Origin of the sequence: Izhakiella australiensis (genome assembly GCF_002006995.1) — a bacterium.
In the GTDB taxonomy this organism is placed as follows: domain Bacteria; phylum Pseudomonadota; class Gammaproteobacteria; order Enterobacterales; family Enterobacteriaceae; genus Izhakiella; species Izhakiella australiensis.
On record NZ_MRUL01000002.1, the window covers coordinates 260,231 to 283,892 of the forward strand.

A 23,662-nucleotide genomic window follows, 5' to 3' on the forward strand; every position below is an offset into this window, starting at 1 on the left:
ACACTGCCATCGCTTACGTTTCTGCTGCATCATGCTGTCGCGAGACGGCCCGCTCCGGCATCAGTTCCAGCAGCGCTTGCAGCGGATGGCGCACCCCGCTGCCCTCAAAGCGTTTTACCTGACTACGGCAGGAATAACCGGTTGCCAGACAGCGTTGTCGCGGCAGTTTCTCCAGCGCCGGATGCCATGACTGCTCGAAAATAGCCAGCGAATTTTCATGGTTAGCAACTTCATGACCGTAGGTTCCCGCCATGCCGCAGCAGCCGGTGCTAATATTCTTCAGCGTGGCGCCAAAGCGGGCAAAGATGCCTTGCCACTGCTGCGGCGCAGACGGTAGCGCCGTCACCTCGGTACAATGACCGAACAAATACCAGGCTTCGCCGCCAGCAGGCGGCGCCTCGCGCCCGGCCAGCGCCTGATGGAGCCATTCGTGTACCAGCAAAACGTGAAAGTCGCCGCGCTTATCTCCCAGCAGCTGACGATATTCGTCGCGATAGCATAGCACCAGTGCCGCATCAACCCCGACCATCGGCATCCCCAGCCGGGCGACGCGATTGAGAAAATCAGCGGTTTTTTTCGCGGTGCGGGCAAAGCGTTGCAGAAAGCCTTTCACATGCTGAGCCTTACCGTTGGGCGAGAACGGCAACACCACCGGCTGATAGCCCAGTCGGGAAATCAGTTGGACAAAATCCGCCACCAGCTGCGCCTCATAGTAGCTGGTGAAGGCGTCCTGAACCACCAGCACGGTATTCGCGCGCGCCTCGCTATTCAATCCTTCCAGCTGTTCAAGGGTCATGGTGACATTACGCTGGCCAACCAGCTGCTGTTTTAGCGTTGGCGAGGAGAGCAGCGGCAGGTCAACCATGCCAATATGCTGACGGCTCAGCTCACGCATCCACGGCTGGCGCAGAAAGAAGTTAAAGGTTTTCGGCGCTTTTGCCATTAGCGGCGCGTAACTTTCAACGCTGGCCACCAGATAGTCGCTGGCCGGACGCAGGTAGCGCGTGTGGTAAAGCTGCAAAAAGCGCGATCGAAAGTCAGGAACATCAATCTTAATCGGACATTGCGTGGAGCAGGCTTTGCAGGCAAGGCAGCCAGACATCGCCTCTTTGACTTCATGGGAAAAGTCATATTCCCCGCGGCGGGCATGCCAGCTGTTACGGGTGCGCTGAATCAGCGCGCGCAGGCTGATACGGTTTTCCGACAGCTGCTTTTCCAGCGTAAGGGGATCGACGCCCTGCTCCGCCAGCAGCCGCAGCCATTCTCGCGTCAGCGTAGCGCGACCTTTTGGCGAGTGGATACGGTTACGGGTAATTTTCATTGACGGACACATCGGGCTGTTGACGTCAAAATTAAAACACAGGCCGTTGCCATTACATTCCAGCGCGCCGCGAAACGAATGACGTATGGTAATCGGGATCTGGCGGTCGAAGCTGCCACGGGTCGGAGAGTCAACAGTTTTCATTGGCGCATCAACGCCGTAAGGCGGGCAAATTTTACCCGGATTGAGGCGGTTTTGCGGGTCAAAGGCGGCTTTGATGCGGCGTAACTCATCATACAACTCCGCACCAAAGAACGCGGGGCTGTACTCGGCGCGAAAGCCCTTACCGTGCTCACCCCACAGCAATCCGCCGTAGCGGGCCGTCAACGCAACGACCTCGTCAGACAGCGTCTTCATCAGCTTTTCCTGCTGCGGATCGCACATGTCCAGCGCCGGGCGAACGTGCAGTACGCCGGCATCAACGTGGCCAAACATGCCGTAGCTCAGATTGTGACTATCCAGCAGCGCGCGGAACTCGGTAATATAATCCGCCAGGCGCTCAGGCGGAACGCAGGTGTCCTCGACAAACGGGATCGGCTTGGCGCGGCCTTTGGCATTTCCTAATAAGCCCACCGCCTTTTTACGCATGGCATAAATACGCTCAATTCCCTGTAAATCGCCGCAAACTTGATAACCAATGATACCGCCTTGCTGTGCGGCCATCAGCCCATCCAGATTCTGACACAGCGAATCAAGCTGCTTTTCGATGGCCTCGCTATCGTCACCGGCAAACTCAACGATATTTAATCCCTGCATGGTTTTATCAGCGACGTCGGTTATCAGATCGTTTACCGAATGCCAGACGATATCTTCACGTGCCAGATTCAGCACCTTCGAGTCGACCGTCTCTACCGAAAGCGCGTTGGCTTCCACCATCAGCGGCGCGTTACGCAGCGCAGAGTCAAATGAATCATATTTAATGTTCACCAGTCTGCGCACTTTTGGCAGCGGCGTAATATTCAGCCGCGCTTCGGTAATCAGCGCCAGGGTGCCTTCTGCGCCGCACAGGATGCGCGTCAGGTCCACCTGCTGTAAATCATCACTGATGACATGGCGCAGATCGTAACCGGTAAGAAAACGGTTGAGTTTGGGAAATTTTTCGACTATCAGCTGGCGCTGCTCGCGACAGCGTTCCAGCACGGTTTTATAGATGCGTCCTTCCGGGGTATTTTCAGCGGCGAGGGTTTCCGCCAGCGCCACCGGCATCGCGCGCGTATCAATGATTTCACCGCCCAGCAGCACCGCGCGCAGACCCAGCACGTGATCGGAGGTTTTACCATAAACCAGCGAGCCCTGGCCCGACGCGTCGGTATTAATCATACCGCCGAGCGTCGCGCGGTTGCTGGTAGACAGTTCGGGAGAGAAGAAGTAGCCATGGGGCCTGAGCCAGGCGTTGAGCTGATCTTTTACTACCCCGGCTTCCACTCTCACCCAGCCTTCCTGCGGGTTTACCTCCAGGATGCGATTCATGTAGCGCGACATGTCAATCACCATCCCCTGATTAAGCGATTGCCCGTTAGTACCGGTACCGCCGCCGCGCGGGGTAAAAACCAATTGACTAAAGCGATCTTCACCGGCGATACGGGCAATTAGCGCCACATCCGCCGTCGAGCGAGGGTAAAGGACCGCATCCGGCAGCAGCTGATAAATGCTGTTATCGGTCGACATCGCCAGACGATCGGCATAGCTGGTTGCGCTGTCGCCGGTAAAACCTTGCTGTTTCAGGGTGTCTAAAAATGTCAGCACCAGTTGAATCAGGCCTGGTGCCTGGGAAATCTGTGGGATCATTATCAGGTGACCAACTCGGTTAGATGAAATCCAGGGCTTTATCTGCGGCACTCGCTATGCCGGAGTGTTGTTTTTATCATATTTTTCCGCTTACTGTCGTCTAATCTGCGACTTATCATGATGCCAACAAGTTTGTTTCTGTAAAAAATCGCAGAAATACATCATGCTTAAAGACGTTGCCTGCACCGTTCTGTGCTGAAAGTCGGGCGATTTATCTTAATCATTTATTAAAGGAAGCGTCGCTGTATGAACTTGTCGCAAAAGGAATGGGATTTAACGCAAATCATATTCTTACTGATGTTCATTACTCTATTGATTCTCGCCTGCTTTTGGGTGATCCAGCCTTTTATATTGGGTTTTGCATGGGCAAGTATGGTGGTAATCGCCACCTGGCCGCTGATGCTGCGCATCCAGCACTGGCTTTGGGGACGTCGCAGTCTGGCCGTGATTGTCATGACGCTGTTACTGTTGCTGCTATTTATTATTCCCGTTGCGCTGCTGGTCAGCGGCTTGATCGATAACAGCGCGCCGGTGGTCGCCTGGGTCACCTCAGGACATCTCCAGCTGCCTGAGCTGGAATGGCTTAAAAGCATTCCGCTGGCCGGCGACAAACTTTATTCTGGCTATCATAGCCTGGTGGCCGGCGGCGGCGGCGCGCTGATGGCAAAAGTTCAACCCTACATTGGCCGCACGACCGGCTTCTTTATGGCGCAGGCGGGCCATTTTGGCCGCTTTATGATGCATCTTGGCGTCATGCTGCTGTTCAGCATTTTGCTTTACTGGCGCGGTGAACAGGTCGGCCAGGGTATCCGCCACTTTGCCTTTCGTCTGGCATCACGGCGCGGCGATGCCGCCGTATTACTGGCAGCACAGGCAATACGCGCGGTGGCGCTCGGCGTAGTAGTTACCGCCCTTGTTCAGGGGGTGCTTGGCGGCATCGGGCTGGCGATATCCGGTATCCCCTATGCCACGCTGCTAACGGTTCTGATGATCCTTTGCTGCCTGGTGCAGCTGGGACCGCTGCTGGTGTTAATCCCGGCCATTATCTGGCTGTACTGGAGCGGCGATACCACCTGGGGAACCGTTTTACTGGTATGGAGCTGCGTGGTAGGAACCCTCGACAACGTGCTGCGCCCGATGTTGATTCGCATGGGCGCTGACCTGCCGATGATACTCATTCTTTCCGGCGTCATCGGCGGGCTGATCGCTTTTGGCATGATTGGCTTGTTTATTGGCCCGGTAGTTCTGGCGGTTTCTTATCGGCTGGTGTCGGTCTGGATGCATGAATCCCCTGCGCCTGAGGACGATCCAGATGAGGTTGTCGAAGAGCTCAGTGATGAGCAGGAACAGCTGGACGCCGACCATTAATTATCAATGCTGCAGTTAATTCCCTGGCGCCCTGCCTGTAGCCGCGGTATTCAGTGCCGCGGCGGGCGCCAGTGTGGAAATTTCAGCGCAGCGCCATTGTTTAGAGTTACTGATTGAAATCCATCTTCTCCAATTAATTTCCCTAAAAAACATTTGCTCTTAGTGATGCTTTTATCCGCTTTTATATTAATAACGCCGTCTGCTTTGTGACGAAAGTTTACCGGTACTAAACTATTAAGATGATTCTTAGAGACGCATTAGACCACACTGAATAGTATGGTTGATATGTTGAGATCAACCCTATGATTTTTCAACAACCTTTTCCCCTGAGTAAAGTGAAGAATTGCTGTGTGTAGTCTTTGCCCATCCCATGCGATGGGCTTTTTTTTGTCTAAAATCCGCCCCCCATTTTCTGCTCAAAGCGACCAGGATAATTCTTTCCAGGCTTAATTAACCTTCGCTTCGCTTGCCAGTTAATCTTCCCAATCGGGCGCCAGCCTCTGGCCTGTAGCGGTCCTGAGTCGCTATGAGCGAAAAATAAAACGTCCCGCGGCGTATAAACGGCGCGGGACGCAGATTGCTGATGCAAAACCGGCGGCGCGGAATCAACGACGCCGGTTCAGGTTCGTTACTTCAGCTGCGATAATGACAGCCAGGTCTGCACCACGGTATCCGGGTTCAGCGAAAGACTATCGATGCCCTCTTCCATCAACCAGGCGGCGAAGTCTTCATGATCTGACGGACCCTGACCACATATGCCGACGTATTTACCCTGTTTCTTCGCCGCTTTAATCGCCATCGACAGCAGCGCTTTCACCGCGTCGTTGCGTTCGTCAAACAGTTCGGAAACCACGCCGGAATCCCTGTCCAGTCCCAGCGCCAGCTGGGTCATATCGTTAGAACCGATAGAAAAGCCATCGAAGTATTCGAGGAACTGTTCTGCCAGCAGCGCATTGGACGGAATTTCACACATCATGATCAGCTTAAGGCCGTTCTCGCCGCGCTTCAGTCCCTGACGCGCCAGCTCTTCAACAACGGCTTTCGCCTGCGCCACCGTACGCACAAACGGGATCATAATCTCAACGTTGGTCAGTCCCATTTCATCGCGCACGCGCCTTACCGCCGCACACTCCAGCGCAAAGGCCGCGCGGAAGCTTTCTGACACGTAGCGGCCAGCGCCACGAAAGCCCAGCATCGGGTTTTCTTCTTCCGGCTCGTAGCGATCGCCGCCAACCAGATTGGCATATTCATTAGATTTAAAGTCGCTAAGACGCACAATCACCCGCTTAGGTGCAAAGGCAGCGCCCAACGTCGCGATACCTTCAGTCAGGCGAGCAACATAAAATTCAACCGGATCGTCAAAGCCTTTCATCATGTCACGGATCTGGCGCTGTAGCTCCGGCGTTTGCTGGTCGAATTCCAGCAGCGCACGGGGATGAACGCCAATCATGCGGTTGATGATAAACTCCAGGCGCGCCAGACCAACCCCCTCGTTCGGCAGGCAGGCAAAATCAAATGCGCGATCGGGATTGCCGACGTTCATCATGATTTTCAGCGGCAGCGGCGGCATTTCGTCAACCTGCGAACTGGTTACTTCAAAATCGAGCAGATCGTTATAAACATAGCCGGTGTCACCCTCCGCACAGGAAACGGTGACCTTGTGACCATCTTTAATTTTATCGGTGGCATCACCGCAGCCGACCACGGCAGGAATGCCCAGCTCACGGGCAATAATTGCCGCATGACAGGTACGTCCGCCACGGTTAGTCACAATCGCCGAGGCCTTTTTCATGATCGGCTCCCAGTCAGGGTCGGTCATATCGGTAACCAGCACGTCGCCTTTCTGAATACGGTTCATTTCGCTGATGTCGTGGATCACTTTCACTTCACCCGCGCCGATGCGATGCCCGATAGCGCGTCCCTCAATCACCACCTTGCCTTTTCCTTGCAGGGTATAGCGTTCCATCACCTGGCCATTGGAGCGTACGGTTTCCGGCCGCGCCTGCACGATAAACAGCTTGCCGGTGTGACCATCTTTTGCCCATTCAATATCCATGGGACGTTTGTAGTGCTGCTCTATCTGCACTGCCTGACGCGCCAGCGCTTCCACCTCATCATTGCTCAGGCAAAAGCGGTCACGCTCGGCTTCCGCCACATCTTCCACTTTGACCTGCTCGCCGTGTTCGCGCGAGTCGGCATATACCATGCGCACTTTCTTCGAACCCATGTTACGCCGCACGATCGACGGACGGCCAGCAGCCAGCGTCGGTTTATGTACGTAGTATTCGTCAGGGTTAACCGCGCCCTGCACCACCATTTCACCCAGCCCAAGGGCAGCGGTAATAAACACCACCTGGTCGAATCCGGATTCGGTATCAATGGTAAACATCACCCCGGCCGCCGCCAGGTCAGAGCGCACCATGCGCTGTACGCCGGCAGAAAGCGCGACGCCGCGATGATCGTAGCCCTGATGCACGCGATAGGAAATCGCACGGTCATTAAATAGCGAGGCGTAGACGTGTTTGACGGCGATCATCACCGCATCAATGCCCTGCACGTTAAGAAATGTTTCTTGCTGCCCGGCAAAGGAGGCGTCAGGCATATCCTCAGCCGTTGCCGATGAGCGAACGGCAAATGAAGCCTCTGCGTCATCAGAAGAAAGGGTTTCATAAGCTTCGCGGATCGCCGTTTCCAGTGCCGGCTGGAATGGCGTTTCGACGATCCACTGGCGGATCTGCTTACCCGCTTTGGCCAATTCATCCACATCGTCCACATCGGTTTTATCCAGCAAATCATAGATACGCTGATTAACGCCGCTTTGATCGAGAAACTGATTAAAAGCATCTGAGGTGGTTGCAAAACCATTGGGTACAGAGACGCCCAGAGACGACAAATTAGTAATCATTTCACCCAGAGAGGCATTTTTGCCTCCCACCCGATCAACATCATTCATGCCCAATTGGTTGTACCAGAGCACAAGCGGCATATCACTTTTCGTGGACATTGAAACTATCCTTTTATCATTCAGTCAGGAATGGGATCCAAAAATTGGCGTTACATGTTCCATTCTGAGCCTGGCATAATTGGTTGGATTAAATAAAGTGGTGAATCGTTAAAGCGATGCAAAAATGGGTTTTTTAAGAAAACTCCGCGCGGAATGCAAAGTTGCGCAACAAGAAGAAACTAAGAACTACATGAATTAATTAAGATTCTTCGCATGGCGACGTTCTGCTTAAGGCATCAGTTGCGCAACGAAATTTAATGAATAAAAGGAATGATTTAGCGAAGAAGCGCAATAAAAGGGAATGGAAAATAGAAACGTCATTTCTTTTTACTTAATAATTTAGCCAATAAATCAAATCTGAAATTAAAAGTTCATCGCTTATGATAACGGTTATGAAATTTTAAAATTTTGTTTCGCTCACAAATTCGTTTTTGCGTTACGCTTTGCAAATACCTATCTGGCTTTCAGGAGAACCCATGGACACCAGCAATGAACGCAGCGTGTTTTACATTTCCGACGGCACCGCGATTACCGCCGAAGTGTTAGGCCACGCTGTGCTGTCGCAGTTTCCGGTCGGCACCAATAGCGTTACGCTGCCGTTTGTGGAGAACGTACAGCGCGCTCAGGCGGTTAAAGCGCAAATTAATGCGCTGTATCAGCAGAGCGGCGTGCGCCCGCTGGTGTTTATTTCGATCGTTACCCAGGAAATACGCGACATTATTTTGCAAAGCGAAGGCTTCTGTCAGGATATCGTGCAATCGCTTGTGGCGCCGTTGCAGCAGGAACTCGGCATTGCGCCGGCGCCGGTTGCAAACCGCACCCACGGCCTGACCGCTAACAACCTGGGCAAATACGATGCGCGCATCGCGGCAATTGATTATACCCTGGCCCACGATGACGGCATTTCGCTGCGCGGGCTTGAAGATGCGCAAATCATCCTGCTGGGCGTGTCACGCTGCGGGAAAACGCCGACCAGCCTCTATCTCGCCATGCAGTTTGGTATACGCGCTGCCAACTATCCGTTTATTGCCGATGATATGGACAATCTGAAGCTGCCCGCCGCGCTTAAAGCCTTTCAGCATAAGCTTTTTGGTCTGACGATCGATCCTGAACGCCTGGCGGCGATCCGCCAGGAGCGCGCGGAAAACACCCGCTACGCCTCTATGCGCCAGTGCCGGCTGGAGGTCGGTGAAGTCGAAGCCCTGTTCCGTACTCACCAGATTCGTTACCTCAACAGCACTAACTACTCGGTTGAAGAGATAGCCACCCGCATCCTCGATATTGTCGGCCTCAATCGCCGCATGTTCTAGCGCCGCAGCCCGCAGGCCGTAAATTTGTTTATCACCTGTGGGCATCGCAACGCCGCCGGGCGCAAAAGTGTTGCCGTACGGTTGAAATTGCCAGCCATTGGTTTATTGTGATCGTCATCACTTCCCGGCGCTGATGCCGTTGCGAAGCACTAAATTTCAGAGAACCCCATGAACAAAACCGATGAATTGCGCACAGCGCGCATCGACAGCCTGATTACGCCGGGCGAACTGGCGCGCAGGCTGCCCGTTAGCGCGCAAATCGCCGAAAATGTGACATTGTCACGCAAGCGTGCCAGCGATATCCTCTGCGGGCGCGACCGCCGCTTACTGGTGATTGTGGGCCCCTGCTCACTACACGATCCTGACGCCGCCCTGGACTATGCACAACGTTTGCAAACGCTGCGTACCCAGCTCGGCGACCGCCTTGAAATCGTGATGCGCGCCTACTTCGAAAAGCCGCGTACCGTGGTCGGCTGGAAAGGGCTTATTTCCGATCCGCACCTTGATGGCAGCTATCAGGTTAATGAAGGTTTGGCGATCGCCCGCAAGCTGTTGCTGGATATCAATGCGCTGGGCATGCCGACCGCTACCGAGTTTCTTGATATGGTGATAGGGCAATTTATTGCCGACTTGATTAGCTGGGGCGCGATTGGCGCGCGCACCACTGAAAGCCAGATACATCGCGAAATGGCGTCGGCGCTCTCCTGCCCGGTTGGCTTTAAAAACGGTACCGATGGCAATACCCGGATCGCCGTCGATGCGATTCGCGCGGCGCGCGTCAGCCATATGTTCCTCTCGCCCGACAAGTCGGGGCAAATGACCATTTACCAGACCAGTGGCAACCCCGATGGCCATATTATAATGCGCGGCGGTAAGCAGCCGAATTACCATCCGCAGGACATCGCAGCGGCGGTAGATAGCCTGCGCGAATTCGCCCTGCCCGAACGGCTGGTCATTGACTTCAGCCACGGCAACTGCCTTAAGCAGCACCGCCGCCAGCGGGACGTGGCCGCAGCCATTGCGCAGCAAATCCGTGACGGACAAAGCGCAATAGCCGGCGTAATGATTGAAAGCTTTTTGCAGGAAGGCAATCAGAAAGTCACTGCCGGTGAGCCATTGACTTATGGTCAGTCGATTACCGATCCCTGCCTCGGCTGGAACGATACGCAGTCGGTACTGGAACTGCTGCATGATGCGGTCGGCAGCCGACTGTAAGCGCAAAGCCCGCGCCCGGCGTCAATCTGTAGCAACCTTCATCCCGCAGCTTTCACTGCGGGACCAGTTTAGCGCCGGCCGTGAGCTTCACCCGGCGAATCTATACCGGGCCCGTTTAACTTGAACAGCTCACCTCCAGCCTTTTTCCCCAATCGGGCGGCCGCTGCAGATAGTCAGCGTTGCTTTGTGCAACGTCAAAGGGATGCAGTAGCGCCTGATGTAAGCGTTCAAGTTCGCTGATATCATCCATTTCCGCTTTTTCAATCGCCTGCTGCGCCAGATAGTTGCGCAAAACCAGGGCGGGATTAACCGCCTTCATCGCCAGCTGACGCCGCTCATCGCTGCACTCGTCGCACAGCAGTCGCTGGCGATACAGATCATACCAGCTGTCAAATGCTTGCCGATCGATAAACTCGTCGCGCAGCGGTGAACGTCGCTGCTGCTGCTGGGTGTCGCTGAGCAAACGAAACACCCGCACATAATCGCTGCCTTCTTTTGCCATTAATGCCAGCAGCCCGCTAAGAATATGATTGTCATCTTCAGCGGCGGTCATCAATCCCAGCTTGGCGCGCATTCGTTCGCCCCAGACTTTCAGCAACGCCGGTTCATAGGCGCCAAGCGCCTGAGCCAGCTGGTCGCGACTCATAAGGCTGGATAAGGCATACGCTAACCGGTTCAGATTCCACAGGCCAATGGTTGGCTGATTATCAAAGGCATAGCGCCCCTGATAATCGCTGTGATTACAAATTAAACCAGGCTGATAATCATCCATAAAACCATAGGGACCATAATCCAGCGTCAGCCCCAATAACGACATATTGTCAGTATTCATTACGCCGTGAGCAAAACCGCAGCTCTGCCAGAGACCAATCAGGCGTGCGGTTCTTTCCACCACGTCGGTAAACCACAGCAGGTAGCGTTCGCTGCTATCGGCCAGCTGCGGCCAGTGGTGGCGGATAGCATAGTCAGCCAGCTGTCTGACCTTTTCCGGCTCGCCGGCGTAGTGAAAATGCTCAAAGTGACCAAAACGCAGATGGCTTTCAGCCACCCGCAGCAGCATTGCTCCCCGCTCCGTTTGCTCACGCAGCACCGGCTCGTCACTGGTGACCACCGTCAGCGCGCGGGTTGTCGGGATCCCCAGCGCATAGAGCGCTTCAGAGGCGAGAAATTCGCGTAGCGTTGAACGCAGCACCGCGCGTCCATCACCCATACGCGAATAGGGCGTCAGGCCTGCGCCTTTCAGATGCCAGTCAAACTTTCGACCATCCGCCAGCTGTTGTTCACCCAGCAAAATCCCGCGCCCGTCACCCAGTTGCCCGGCCCAGACGCCAAACTGATGACCGCTGTAAACCTGCGCCAGCGGCTGCATACCCGCAGCCAGACGTTCTCCACTCCAGATGCCGCTTTGCTCAGCGCTGAACGCGCTGTCGTCCAACGCCAGCGTTTCCGCCAGAGGGCGGCTGTAATACAGTAATCGCCCTTCGCGCAGCGGCGTTGGGGAAAGCGCGGTATAGGTTCCGCTGAGTTCATTGAACCAGCTGTTATTAAACTTCATAGCCACTCCGCCAGTCGGATGATGCGCTGATCATCAATGATTACGCTTAGCGTCAGTGTAGACAGATTTGGCAAAGGAAAATACCGGCTGATTGAATCAGCCCGGATCGGTAACAAGTATTGGCGGGGAGACAATCAGCGTCGTCAACGTATCTTCACTGACCGTAGGAAAAAGAATACTGGTGATACCATCGACTTCAAACTGGCGGATTGTCTGCATCATTTCCGCGCTATCAACGCCCTGCACCACCAGCTGCTGGCAGTAGGGTCGGATATTGGTCACAATCGCATTGAAAAATGGCTTAAAGGAAAGCTTGCCCATTTGTTGTTGGATAAAACCTTTATCAATCGCTATGCGTTGAAACAGCGAATCATATACCGCTTTCGAGTTAGCCTTCCCCGCGCCATAATTAGCCAGCGCCAAAGGGGTAATCTGATGTAATTTTTTTAGCAGGGCATTTTCAATGCCGCTATTAATACCCGCAAACTGTTCTGTCATTTCCAGCTCTAGCGCCGCAATTGCTGCCACCTTATGCTGAAGAAACTCACTGTCGACGATGGCCTGCGCCATCCATTCATCGACAGCAATAATCACGTTGATTTGATGCTCAAGCAAAAAAGGCGATATTTTTTCTGCCACCTGAAGTTTTTTTTGTAGCAAACTCAGACGCTGCTCATCATCCAGCTGCAGTAAAACTAACTCCTGCGGGATAGATACGTTGGCGCTGATTTGGTGGAAATGAAGCTGTAATGTGACGGACAGAAGTCTCCCGTCAAGTCGATAGGTGGGATAAAAAACTGTTGAGCTGATGTAATCCGCTTCCAGATGGATTTTCATGTCGTTCAGCCATTATCAAGTGGCAACTGGCGCATCCTATATCAACCCTTTGTGACAATCAATAGCGCTTATTTTAACAATAAGATTATCCTGACATCATTCACTCTGGATTGATCCTGAGTTTACTCTGAATTTATCCTTAACCAGATATCGCCATCACTTGATTGCGCATCACAAACGGCGTGCCTGCCAGAAGTTTTTTTTCCAGTAAACGTTATTCAGTGACGAACGAATTACCCCCTGGCTGGTTGAAGCATGAATAAACTGATTATCTGTATCGTATATCCCGACGTGCAAACCATTCTCCCCGGCGCCGGTTTTAAAAAAAACCAGGTCGCCAGGCAATAAGTCATCTTTATCAATCCGGGTACCGATATCCGTTTGCGCCTCGGTAGTACGCGGCAGCTTCAGCGCAAAACGATCGCGCATGGTCAGATAGACGAATCCGGAGCAATCAACCCCGCCGCGTGACATGCCGCCGTAGCGATAAGGGGTACCGCGCCACTGGGTGAGCTGCTCGTTAAGCTGGGCAATAACCGTAATTGAATCGGCAAGTCGACCGTTTGGCGGCGGCGCGCGGTGGCTGCTACAGCCAGCCAGAATTAAAATCAGCAGCATTAGACTCAGTCGCAACATAGCCTTTCCTTTGCAACCTGTGCGGGTTAATTAACGATAGCTGTTTTCAGCCGTTGATGGCAACGCCTCTCCCAGCAACCAGCGCTGATGCGCCAGCCGGGCCTGATGAAAAACGATACCGAACAGCGACTGCAAACTGTCTGCCGTCATAACCGTATCGGTATCGCCCTGCGCCACGACTTCGCCGGCGCGCAGCATCCAGACGCGGTGCGCATGATGCAGCGTGTGGTTAACGTCATGGCTGCTCATTACAATGCTGACGCCCGCGGCCAGTAAAGGAGGCAGCAGCGCATCGAATGCCGCTTGCTGCGCGACATCCAGCCCGGTCAGCGGCTCATCAAGTAACAGCAACCTGCCTTCAGGCTGCGCCAGCTGAAAAAAAACGGCGGCGAGGCGCACGCGCTGCCATTCGCCACCGGAAAGCTGCTGAAGCGGACGACGCAGCTTATCGCTAAGCTGTAGCGTTTCGACCAGCCGCATCAGCGCGGCTTCGCGCTGTGGCGCCGGGGAAACGTTATGCAGCATCAGATAATGCCAGACGGGCATTGCCGGCGGGCGCGGCGCATGCTGGCTAAGGTAGCTACGCACTCTGGCCAGCTCGCGCCCTGAATAGGAGAAAAGCCGCTGGCCGTCAAGCGCAACCTCGCCTTCGCCGCGCTGCAGCCCTGACAGCAACGCCAGTAGCGTACTTTTCCCGGCGCCATTGGGTCCGATCAGGTGAACCAGCTCGCCCGGGGCAACGTCGGCGCTAAAAGATTTCAGCCGTCCGTGAAGCGCCAACGCCCGCAGCGTTAACATCAGGCGGCAAGTGCTTTTTCTATCTGACCGACGATTTGCGCGTCATCCGGCGACATATCCGGAGAGAAGCGCGCGACCACGTTGCCCTGCCTGTCGATCAGGAATTTTTCAAAGTTCCATAAAATATCGCCGGTCTGCTGCGGCGCCCGCCCTTTACTCACCATTCTTTCAAGGAAACCACTGCCCTCGGGAGCCGTTGCCTGCGGCTGCGCAGCAATCAGCTGCTGATAAAGCGGATGGCGCTGCGCACCGTTAACGTCGATTTTGCTGCTCATAGGGAAGCTGACGCCATAGGTGGTGCTGCAGAACGTTTTGATCGCCTGCTCATCACCCGGCTCCTGCTCCAGAAACTGATTGCAAGGAAAACCGATAACGTTAAAACCCTGGCGATGGTACTGCTTCTGTAGCGCTTCCAGCTGCTCATACTGCGGCGTCAGACCGCACTTTGAAGCCACGTTGACCACCAGCAGAACGTCGCCCTGCCACTGGGCCAGGGTTGTCTTTTCGCCATCGAGCGTGGTTAACGGCGTTGCGTACAAACTCATAACCTTTCCCCTCTGCATTTTATTGATAACGCAGGCTATCATGGGTTGCGCAGTAATAACCAGATAAATAGCGGCGCGCCGAGGGTGGCCGTAACCACGCCGACCGGCAACTCCGCCGCCGCCAGCGCCTGACGGGCGATAATATCCGCCAGCAATAGTACCGATGCGCCCCCCAGCGCGCAGGCAGGCAGTAACGCCCGGTGATCGCTGATGCCGCATAGCCGCAATATATGCGGGATAACCAGGCCAATAAAACCGATAGCCCCGGCCAGCGCCACGCTGAAGCCAACCAACCAGCCGGTAACGCAGACAAAAATGGCGCGCCAGAATAATAAGCGCACGCCGAGCTGCTGGGCGCTAACACTGCCAAGGGCCAGCAAATTAAGCTGCTGCCCCTGAATACTCAGCCAAAGAATGACCGGCAACAGCGCCAGCATTAACCAACGATCCTGCCAGTCAACGCCGCTGAAGCCCCCCATCATCCAGTACATTAACTGTCGCAGGTCAACGCTGGTGCTGAAATAGACCGTCCAGGTCATTAATGCGCTGCTAATAATGCCCAACGCAACGCCGGTCAGCAGCAGGCGGTTATCAGATAGGATCTGTCGTGCAACATACAGCAGGATAAGGGTTACCAGAATGGCGCCGCTAATGGCGCCGACGCTGAGCTGCCAGGGTAGCTGCCATCCCAGCATGATACACAGCATGACCCCCACGCCAGAGCCGCCGGAAACGCCAAGCAGCCCCGGTTCAGCGAGCGGATTGGCAAACAGGGCTTGCATCACCGCGCCGCAAACCGCCAGCGCCGCGCCGACCAAAATTACCGCCAGGGTACGCGGCAGACGCAGCTGCCAGACGAACAGGCGTCCTTCCGGGGTAAACCAGCGCGCAGGCGATAGCCAGACCTCCCCCGCGCAAAGGCTGTAAATCGCCAGTAATAGCAAAATACCCAGTAGCAGCAGGCATAAATGCAGGCTGCGCTGCTGCGCGCGCTGACGAAATTGAATAAATGGCGACATTGAGACAGTCTGGTCGGGAAATGAAAGGAGTCATTGTAATCGCTGGCTGGCAAAAATAAAGCGCCAGCCCGGCTGTCGCTGTCGCTTGCCGACAATCGCGGTGCGGGCGCACTAAGACTTAGCGGCAAAGATGCTCAGCCGCGAGTCTGAGCATCCTGAGCGCACCGCCCGATGTATTAATGGTGGTTGTGGTCGTGATGGTGGTCGCCATGCCAGCGGCGATCGTCATGATGATGGTCAGCATGATGCCAGCGGCGATCATCGTGCCAGCGTTCACGATGGGGGCCGCGCGGACCCCAGCCGCGTCCGTTCCAGTAATAGCCGTGAGGTCCACGTTCGCCGTAGCTATGCCCCCAGTGTTGATGCCACCAACCTGGCGAGCGCCAGCCATAGCCGTCCCAGTAATAACCCCGATGATCGCGATCGCCGATGTGGAAAGAGACGCCCGGCGTACTGATATCAATCGACATGCCTGCATTAGCAAACATCGGCACAGCCAGCAAAATACACAGTAACGCAGCTGCTTTTTTCATTGGGTTTTCCTTTTGCTGATGAAACAGCTAAAGACTACCCTGACCGCCCACCCTGAACCATCAGCATGGGCTTATTTTCACAGCTTTATCAATCAATTACACCATCATTACACTATGAAGAGAATATGAAGAAAACCGGTGATAAAAGCAGCAATTAAGGAGAAATATGACAGGCGTCAGCGGGGGGAATCATAAAATAGCAGAAACACAATCGCTGGAACAACCTGGTTGCTCCAGCGAGATGGTGCGGCGCTTTTTACCGGGAACGGCAACTGCCGTTCCCGGTCACTGAAATCAATCGTTTTTCGGTGAAGCGTTCTCAACGCGACTTTTCAACTTCTGCCCTGGACGGAAAGTCACTACCCGACGAGCGGTGATTGGAATATCCTCACCGGTTTTCGGGTTACGACCCGGGCGTTGATTTTTGTCGCGAAGGTCGAAGTTGCCAAAGCCGGAGAGTTTGACTTGCTCACCGTTTTCGAGAGCCCTGCGGACCTCCTCGAAAAACAACTCTACCAGTTCTTTAGCATCCCGTTTGCTAAGCCCAAGCTTCTCAAACAGGTATTCGGACATTTCAGCTTTTGTAAGCGCCATAGGTTCAATCCCTCAAGGTTGCCTGGAATCGCTCTTTTAATACCGCAACACATTTGGCGACGGTTGCGGCAATCTCCTCTTCTTCCAGTGTCCGGGCGGTATCTTGCAGAATAAGGCTGATAGCAAGGCTCTTCTGACCCTCATTTACACCCTTGCCGCGGTACACGTCAAACAAGTTTACGCCAACTACCTGATTTACGCCAACTTTCTTACACTCTGCGATGATATCTGCTGCGGGCACCTTTTCATCGACCACCACAGCGATGTCGCGGCGGTTCGCCGGGAAGCGAGAAATCTCGCTGGCCTGCGGCAACGCGCGCTGCGAAAGTGCCTGCCACAGCAGTTCAAACACCACCGTACGCCCGTTGAGATCCAGCTTACGCTCCAGCTCCGGATGCACCACGCCGATAAAACCGACGCGCTCGCCGTCGAGATAAATTGCCGCACTTTGTCCGGGGTGCAATGCCGGATTAGCTTCGGCGCGAAACTCAACTGTATCCAGTTTACCGGTTAAATCCAATACCGCTTCTAAATCGCCTTTTAAATCATAGAAGTCAACGGCCTGACGCGCCAGATCCCAATGCTCTTCATAGCGATTTCCGCTAATAACCCCTGACAGCATAACATCCTGACGAATACCGAGGTTCGCCTGAGTATCAGGCACAAAGCGCAGTCCGCTTTCAAACAGGCGAACTCGCCCCTGCTGGCGGTTCTGGTTATACACCACCGCCCCGAGTAAACCGCTCCACAGCGAGAGACGCATTGCCGACATATCAACCGAGATCGGACTCGGCAGCAGCAGGTGCTCCTCGTCCGGATGTATCAGCTTTTGCGCTTTCGGATCGACAAAACTATAGGTAATTGCTTCCTGATAGCCCTTGTCCACCAGCATCGATTTGACGCGCTTGAGAGACAGCGCCGCCTCGCGATGTTCCGTCATTACCAGGCTGGCCTGCACCGGGACGTCCGGAATGTTGTTATAGCCATAGACGCGAGCGACTTCTTCAATAAGATCCTCTTCGATAGCCATATCGAAGCGCCAGCCTGGTGCGACCGCCGTCCATTTACCCGCCTCTTCCGTTATCTCACAGCCAAGACGACGTAAAATATCGGATACATCCCGATCGCTGACGTGATGACCAATTAAGCGGTCGAGTTTTTCACGGCGCAGCACGATGGTTGCCGCTTTCGGCAGCGCCGCATCGTGAGTAACATCAATTATCGGTCCGGCCTCACCGCCGCATATTGCTAACAGCAGCGCCGTCGCGCGCTCCATCGCCTTATGCTGCAACGCCGGATCGACGCCGCGCTCATAGCGATGTGAAGCGTCGGTATGCAAACCATGGCGACGAGCGCGCCCGGTAATGGCCAGCGGATCGAAGAACGCGCATTCAAACAGAATATTACGCGTTTCAGCGTTGACGCCGGAATGTTCACCGCCAAAAATTCCGCCCATCGCCAGCGCTTTATGGTGATCGGCAATAACCACGGTATCAGCGCTCAGCTTCGCCTCGCTGCCATCAAGCAGCGTCAGCGTTTCATCCTGCTGCGCCATGCGAACGATGATGCCACCGTCGATGCGATCAAGGTCGAACGCATGCATCGGCTGTCCCAGTTCCAGCAGGACGAAATTGGTTATATCCACCACCGGGTCGATGGAGCGAATACCGCAGCGACGCAGCTTCTCTGCCATCCACAGCGGCGTGTCGGCTTTGACGTTAATCCCCTTAACAACCCGTCCCAGATAGCGCGGACAGGCCTGCGTCGCATCAACGCGAATCGGGAACGTATCGTCAATCGTCGCGCTGACGGGTTCCATTGCGGGAGGCGTCAGCGTCAACTTGTTCAGTACCGCCACGTCGCGTGCAATGCCGATAATGCTCAGGCAGTCGGCGCGGTTCGGCGTGACGCTGATTTCAATCGTATTATCATCAAACTGCAAATAATCGCGAATATCGCGGCCCGTTTCGGCATCAAGCGGCAGTTCAATAATGCCGCTGTGGTCGTCGGAGACACCCAGCTCCGACCATGAGCACAGCATGCCCTCTGAAGGCTCACCGCGCAGCTTTGCCGCTTTAATTTTAAAGTCGCCCGGCAGCACGGCGCCGACGGTGGCAACCGCAACCTTCAGCCCCTGACGGCAATTAGGCGCGCCGCAGACGATATCAAGCAGGCGTTCGCCGCCGACGTTAACTTTTGTCACCCGCAGCTTATCGGCGTTTGGATGCTGCGCGCATTCCACAACCTCGCCGACCACCACGCCGTTGAACGGACCGGCAACGGCGTCAACGCCGTCGACTTCCAGACCGGCCATGGTGATTTGTTCCGCCAGCGCGGCGCTGTCGATGGCCGGGTTAACCCATTCACGTAACCAGAGTTCACTGAATTTCATTGGTATAACCTGCCCTTATTTAAACTGTTTGAGAAAACGAAGGTCGTTTTCGAAAAATGCGCGTAAATCATTTACGCCATAGCGCAGCATGGTCAGACGCTCCATCCCCATGCCGAAAGCGAAGCCGGAATAAACTTCCGGGTCGATGCCGACGTTACGTAATACGTTCGGATGCACCATGCCGCAGCCCAGCACCTCCAGCCATTTGCCATTTTTGCCCATGACGTCGACTTCAGCGCTTGGCTCGGTGAACGGGAAGTAGGAGGGACGAAAACGCACCTGCAAATCTTCTTCAAAGAAGTTACGCAGGAAATCATGCAGCGTTCCCTTCAGGTTGGTGAAGCTAATGTTTTTATCAACAATCAGCCCTTCCATCTGGTGGAACATCGGCGTATGAGTCTGATCGTAATCGTTGCGGTAGACGCGGCCGGGGGCAATCACCCGGATGGGCGGCTGCTGCGCCTTCATGGTGCGGATTTGCACGCCGGAGGTCTGAGTGCGTAGCAGACGGGTTGCATCGAACCAGAAGGTATCGTGGTCAGCGCGCGCCGGATGATGTGCCGGGATGTTTAGCGCATCAAAGTTATGATAGTCATCCTCAATTTCAGGACCGGTGGCGACGGTAAAACCCAGCTCGCCAAAAAAGGTTTCAATGCGGTCGATAGTGCGGGTCACCGGATGCAGGCCGCCGTTTTCAATACGCCGCCCCGGTAATGAAACGTCAATGGTTTCCGCGGCGAGACGCGCGTTAAGTGCGGCTGATTCCAGCGCGGCTTTACGCCCATTAAGCGCTTCCTGCACCTGCACTTTAGCATCATTGATCACTGCCCCCGCCGCCGGACGCTCTTCAGCTGGCAGGTCGCGCAGTGAAGTCATCTGAAGCGTCAGATGCCCCTTTTTGCCCAGATACTCCACGCGGACGTTATCCAGCGTGTTAACATCCGGAGCAGCTGCGACAGCCGCTTTGGCGCTGGCCACCAGTTCTGCAAGATGTGACATTATTTCCCCTTCTTCCAGCCCCAGCGGCTGGTTTTATCATTAACGGTAAAAGCTGCAGGTCGCGGACATAAAAAAACCTCCACAAGGGAGGCTTTTCGCGCGATTTTCCGTTTCTTTTCTTTGCGCAAAAGCCCCCGAATGTCAGGTGCTAAAGTAAAAAAAGAAACGGAAAATAGCAGCATTCATGCTTGCGTTACCTAAGTTTGAATTACGTGTCAGCTCTATTGAAAATCGCTGGCGTTAAAAAGTCAATCTTTTGCTCAGGTTAGCCTGCTTTTAGCCCGGATTCTGAACTTGCTGCCCACTCAGCACAGGATGATGGCTGAAGTGACGCCGGTTGCTATTTGCGGCTTAGTGCGCAAAACAAAAGAGGGAGCAAAGCTCCCTCTTCGTAAGGCTTACGCCAGTGCTGATTTTGCTTTTTCGACCAGGGCAGTGAATGCCACTTTGTCGAATACGGCGATGTCAGCCAGAATCTTACGGTCGATTTCAATAGAGGCTTTTTTCAGGCCATTAATGAAACGGCTGTAAGACAAACCGTTCTGACGCGCTGCTGCGTTGATACGCGCGATCCACAGCTGACGGAACTGACGTTTTTTCTGGCGGCGGTCGCGATAAGCGTACTGGCCAGCTTTAATAACGGCCTGGAAGGCAACGCGGTAAACACGCGAACGTGCTCCGTAGTAACCTTTAGCCTGTTTTAAGATTTTTTTGTGACGTGCGCGAGCAATTACACCACGTTTTACGCGAGCCATCTGGACTCTCCTGTATCAAATTCTGTTGTTACCCACCTGCGTATTGCCGTTGCACTGCGCAAGTTAGCGGGCTGAAAAAAGTTAACTTATGCGTACGGCAGGCAGGCAATAACCAGACCCAGATCGCCTTTAGACACCATGGCTTTAGGGCGCAGGTGACGTTTACGCTTGGTTGCTTTTTTGGTCAGAATATGACGCAGGTTAGCGTGCTTGTGCTTAAATCCACCTTTACCGGTTTTTTTGAAGCGTTTTGCAGCACCACGTACTGTTTTAATCTTTGGCATTTTAAAAAATATCCACTTCGCATTGTTAATAAAACGAATCAGACAGGCGAATAAAAATCCGCACAGCGCGAACGCTGCGCGGCATTATTACTTGATGGCCTACTGTTTCTTCTTGGGTGCGAGCACCATGATCATCTGGCGGCCTTCGATCTTCGATGGGAAGGATTCGACTACTGCCAGTTCACTCAAATCTTCTTTGACGCGGTTAAGCACTTCAACGCCGATTTGCTGGTGCGCCATCTCACGACCGCGGAAACGCAGCGTGATTTTGGCTTTATCGCCATCTTCCAGAAAGCGAATCAGGTTGCGTAGTTTGACCTGATAGTCGCCTTCATCGGTACCAGGACGGAATTTAATTTCCTTAACCTGGATAACTTTCTGCTTTTTCTTCTGTTCCTTAGAAGATTTGCTTTTTTCGTAGAGGAATTTGCCGTAATCCATAATACGGCAAACCGGCGGTTCGGCGTTAGGGCTGATCTCAACTAAATCTACACCTGCTTCTTCAGCCTTTTCAATGGCTTCACGCAGGCTGACAACGCCTAGCTGCTCGCCTTCAACGCCTGTCAGACGTACCTCAGTTGCACGGATTTCGCCGTTGATTTTATTTGGACGCGTCGGTTGAACTCGTTTTCCGCCTTTAATACCTTATTCCTCCAATTGATGAAGATTGCGGCTGCGAATCTCTTGTTGCAGCTTCTCGATTACATCGTTTACGTCCATGGTACCAAGGTCTTTACCACGGCGGGTGCGCACGGCGACAGCGCCGGCCTCAACCTCTTTGTCACCGCAGACCAGCATGTAGGGTACGCGACGTAAAGTGTGCTCGCGGATTTTAAAGCCTATCTTCTCGTTTCTCAAGTCTGCTTTTACCCGAATGCCGACATTCTGCAATTTTTTCGTCAGTTCGGATACATAATCAGACTGGCTATCGGTGATATTCATCACCACTACCTGCACCGGAGAGAGCCAGGTTGGGAAGAAACCGGCAAACTCTTCAGTCAAAATACCAATAAAGCGCTCCATCGAACCAAGAATAGCACGATGAATCATTACCGGCGTTTGCCGGTCGTTATTTTCACCTACGTAGGTGGCGTCCAGGCGCTTCGGCAGCGAGAAGTCCAGCTGCACGGTTCCGCACTGCCAGGCGCGATCGAGGCAGTCGTACAGCGTAAACTCAATTTTCGGCCCGTAGAAAGCGCCCTCGCCCGGCTGAAACTCAAAAGGAATGTTATTTTCGTTCAGCGCCGCCGCCAGGTCCTCTTCCGCGCGATCCCACATATCGTCACTGCCGATACGTTTTTCCGGACGGGTAGAGAGTTTAACCACGATTTTCTCAAAGCCAAAGGTGCTGTACATGTCATAAACCATGCGGATACAGCTATTGACCTCATCACGCACCTGATCTTCGGTGCAGAAGATATGCGCGTCGTCCTGGGTAAAGCCGCGAACGCGCATCAGGCCATGCAGCGCGCCAGACGGTTCGTTGCGGTGGCAGCTACCAAACTCCGCCATGCGCAGCGGCAGGTCGCGGTATGATTTTAGCCCCTGATTGAAAATCTGTACGTGTCCCGGACAGTTCATCGGCTTAATGCAGTATTCACGGTTCTCTGAAGAGGTGGTGAACATTGCTTCTTTGTAGTTTTCCCAGTGGCCGGTCTTTTCCCACAGCACGCGGTCCATCATAAATGGACCCTTCACTTCCTGATACTGGTACTCTTTCAGTTTGGAGCGCACGAACACTTCCAACTCGCGGAAAATCGTCCAGCCATCATTGTGCCAGAATACCATGCCCGGCGCTTCTTCCTGCATATGGTAGAGATCAAGCTGCTTACCGATTTTACGGTGATCACGCTTGGCCGCTTCTTCCAGGCGCAGCAGATAAGCCGCCAGCTGTTTCTTATCAGCCCAGGCGGTACCGTAAATGCGCTGCAGCATTTTGTTGCTGCTGTCACCGCGCCAGTAGGCACCCGCGGTTTTTTGCAATTTAAAGTGATGACAAAAACGCATATTCGGCACGTGCGGACCGCGGCACATATCGACATATTCTTCGTGATGATAAAGTCCCGGGCGATCGTCACGGGCGATATTTTCATCAAGAATGGTGATTTTGTATGCTTCGCCGCGCGCCGCGAATGCGTCACGCGCTTCCTGCCAGCTTACTTTTTTCTTCACCACGTCATAATTTTTTTCCGCCAGCAAATGCATGCGCTTTTCCAGCAGATCAAGGTCTTCCTGCGTCAGGGTATGGTCCAAATCGACGTCATAATAAAAACCGTTGTCGATAACCGGACCAATTGCCATTTTGGTATCCGGCCACAGTTGCTTAATCGCGTGACCCAGCAGGTGCGCGCAGGAGTGGCGAATGATTTCAACGCCGGCATCGTCTTTAGCGGTAATGATTGAAACGGCGGCGTCTTCGCTGATGGGGTCAACAGCATCGACCAGTTCGCCATTTACCCGACCAGCAATGCAGGCTTTAGCCAAACCGGGGCCGATATCCTGGGCGATCTCCATGACGCTAACGGCATGGTCAAACTCGCGCTTGCTGCCGTCGGGAAGAGTAATTACGGGCATGTTACATCCTTAATTGCAGTGGTATTCCACACGCAGGAATACTTGCATTGGTTAATTTATTACGTACTTTCAGCCACATAGGGACTCAAATTAACCCACGTTTGCCAATTTGGTACACGACATGATACACAGCGT

At 54.0% G+C, this 23,662-nt stretch carries 20 protein-coding genes, 1 other RNA gene and 1 other annotated feature; of the genes, 4 read left to right on the plus strand and 17 right to left on the minus strand.

The features are described from left to right. Nucleotides 1–13: 13 nt before the first annotated feature. Entirely contained in the window at nt 14–3,109 is a 3,096-nt protein-coding gene (gene ydiJ, locus BTJ39_RS04565) for a D-2-hydroxyglutarate dehydrogenase YdiJ (protein ID WP_078001493.1), read from the minus strand. A 246-nt stretch (nt 3,110–3,355) separates the two neighbouring features. Between ydiJ and ydiK the strand changes: the two genes are divergently transcribed. Both ydiK and rprA read left to right on the plus strand, forming a co-directional pair. Next, complete coding sequence (gene ydiK / locus BTJ39_RS04570; protein WP_078001494.1) at nt 3,356–4,477, plus strand: AI-2E family transporter YdiK; 1,122 nt, start codon at nt 3,356–3,358, stop codon at nt 4,475–4,477. Between the two features lie 283 nt (nt 4,478–4,760). Continuing rightward, nucleotides 4,761–4,868: antisense sRNA RprA (gene rprA, locus BTJ39_RS04575), an RNA gene on the plus strand. Between the two features lie 237 nt (nt 4,869–5,105). On the opposite strand, the gene ppsA is transcribed toward rprA, so the two are convergent. After that, nucleotides 5,106–7,481, minus strand: coding sequence for a phosphoenolpyruvate synthase (gene ppsA / locus BTJ39_RS04580; protein ID WP_078001496.1), 2,376 nt, complete (start codon nt 7,479–7,481; stop codon nt 5,106–5,108). Nucleotides 7,482–7,957: 476 nt separating this feature from the next. Between ppsA and ppsR the strand changes: the two genes are divergently transcribed. Together ppsR and BTJ39_RS04590 are read left to right on the plus strand one after the other, a co-directional pair. After that, entirely contained in the window at nt 7,958–8,791 is an 834-nt protein-coding gene (gene ppsR, locus BTJ39_RS04585) for a posphoenolpyruvate synthetase regulatory kinase/phosphorylase PpsR (protein ID WP_078001497.1), read from the plus strand. 168 nt (nt 8,792–8,959) lie between these two features. Beyond that, nucleotides 8,960–10,006, plus strand: a complete 1,047-nt coding sequence (locus tag BTJ39_RS04590; RefSeq protein WP_078001498.1) for a 3-deoxy-7-phosphoheptulonate synthase — start codon at nt 8,960–8,962, stop codon at nt 10,004–10,006. Nucleotides 10,007–10,121: 115 nt separating this feature from the next. On the opposite strand, the gene BTJ39_RS04595 is transcribed toward BTJ39_RS04590, so the two are convergent. The 15 genes from BTJ39_RS04595 to thrS form a co-directional block, all read right to left on the minus strand. After that, a complete protein-coding gene (locus BTJ39_RS04595; protein ID WP_078001499.1) occupies nt 10,122–11,561 on the minus strand; it encodes a protein adenylyltransferase SelO in 1,440 nt (479 codons plus the stop codon). A 96-nt stretch (nt 11,562–11,657) separates the two neighbouring features. Continuing rightward, nucleotides 11,658–12,398 (minus strand): EAL domain-containing protein, encoded by a 741-nt coding sequence (locus BTJ39_RS04600; RefSeq protein ID WP_078001500.1) that lies wholly within the window; start codon nt 12,396–12,398, stop codon nt 11,658–11,660. Between the two features lie 171 nt (nt 12,399–12,569). After that, on the minus strand, nt 12,570–13,034 hold the full coding sequence (locus BTJ39_RS04605) for a C40 family peptidase (RefSeq protein WP_422386004.1): 465 nt from the start codon (nt 13,032–13,034) through the stop codon (nt 12,570–12,572). 30 nt (nt 13,035–13,064) lie between these two features. Further along, nucleotides 13,065–13,832: a vitamin B12 ABC transporter ATP-binding protein BtuD gene (btuD, locus tag BTJ39_RS04610; protein ID WP_078001502.1), complete on the minus strand. Its 768-nt coding sequence runs from the start codon at nt 13,830–13,832 to the stop codon at nt 13,065–13,067. Next, the gene (locus BTJ39_RS04615) at nt 13,832–14,377 is read right to left on the minus strand and encodes a glutathione peroxidase (protein WP_096777682.1); all 546 of its coding nucleotides are present in this window, start codon (nt 14,375–14,377) and stop codon (nt 13,832–13,834) included. Before BTJ39_RS04615 ends, btuD begins: the two co-directional genes overlap by 1 nt. A 38-nt stretch (nt 14,378–14,415) precedes the next feature. Then, nucleotides 14,416–15,396, minus strand: coding sequence for a vitamin B12 ABC transporter permease BtuC (btuC, locus tag BTJ39_RS04620; protein ID WP_078001503.1), 981 nt, complete (start codon nt 15,394–15,396; stop codon nt 14,416–14,418). Between the two features lie 176 nt (nt 15,397–15,572). Further along, nucleotides 15,573–15,929 carry a DUF2502 domain-containing protein gene (locus tag BTJ39_RS04625; protein ID WP_078001504.1) on the minus strand — a complete coding sequence of 119 codons (357 nt, stop codon included), beginning with the start codon at nt 15,927–15,929 and terminating at the stop codon, nt 15,573–15,575. Between the two features lie 294 nt (nt 15,930–16,223). After that, nucleotides 16,224–16,523 (minus strand): integration host factor subunit alpha, encoded by a 300-nt coding sequence (gene ihfA, locus BTJ39_RS04630; RefSeq protein ID WP_078001505.1) that lies wholly within the window; start codon nt 16,521–16,523, stop codon nt 16,224–16,226. Nucleotides 16,524–16,527: 4 nt separating this feature from the next. Continuing rightward, nucleotides 16,528–18,915: a phenylalanine--tRNA ligase subunit beta gene (gene pheT / locus BTJ39_RS04635; RefSeq protein ID WP_078001506.1), complete on the minus strand. Its 2,388-nt coding sequence runs from the start codon at nt 18,913–18,915 to the stop codon at nt 16,528–16,530. Between the two features lie 15 nt (nt 18,916–18,930). Continuing rightward, entirely contained in the window at nt 18,931–19,914 is a 984-nt protein-coding gene (gene pheS, locus BTJ39_RS04640) for a phenylalanine--tRNA ligase subunit alpha (protein ID WP_078001508.1), read from the minus strand. 66 nt (nt 19,915–19,980) lie between these two features. Continuing rightward, nucleotides 19,981–20,105 (minus strand) — a sequence feature (Phe leader region). Beyond that, entirely contained in the window at nt 20,056–20,100 is a 45-nt protein-coding gene (gene pheM, locus BTJ39_RS24495) for a pheST operon leader peptide PheM (RefSeq protein ID WP_001386830.1), read from the minus strand. (Overlaps the previous feature by 45 nt.) Nucleotides 20,106–20,312: 207 nt before the next feature. Further along, nucleotides 20,313–20,669, minus strand: coding sequence for a 50S ribosomal protein L20 (gene rplT, locus BTJ39_RS04645; protein WP_078001509.1), 357 nt, complete (start codon nt 20,667–20,669; stop codon nt 20,313–20,315). Nucleotides 20,670–20,755: 86 nt separating this feature from the next. Next, nucleotides 20,756–20,953 carry a 50S ribosomal protein L35 gene (gene rpmI / locus BTJ39_RS04650; RefSeq protein WP_001124225.1) on the minus strand — a complete coding sequence of 66 codons (198 nt, stop codon included), beginning with the start codon at nt 20,951–20,953 and terminating at the stop codon, nt 20,756–20,758. Nucleotides 20,954–21,052: 99 nt separating this feature from the next. Beyond that, nucleotides 21,053–21,595, minus strand: a complete 543-nt coding sequence (infC, locus tag BTJ39_RS04655; protein WP_078001510.1) for a translation initiation factor IF-3 — start codon at nt 21,593–21,595, stop codon at nt 21,053–21,055. Nucleotides 21,596–21,598: 3 nt separating this feature from the next. Next, nucleotides 21,599–23,527: a threonine--tRNA ligase gene (thrS, locus tag BTJ39_RS04660; RefSeq protein ID WP_078001511.1), complete on the minus strand. Its 1,929-nt coding sequence runs from the start codon at nt 23,525–23,527 to the stop codon at nt 21,599–21,601. Nucleotides 23,528–23,662 lie beyond the last annotated feature (135 nt).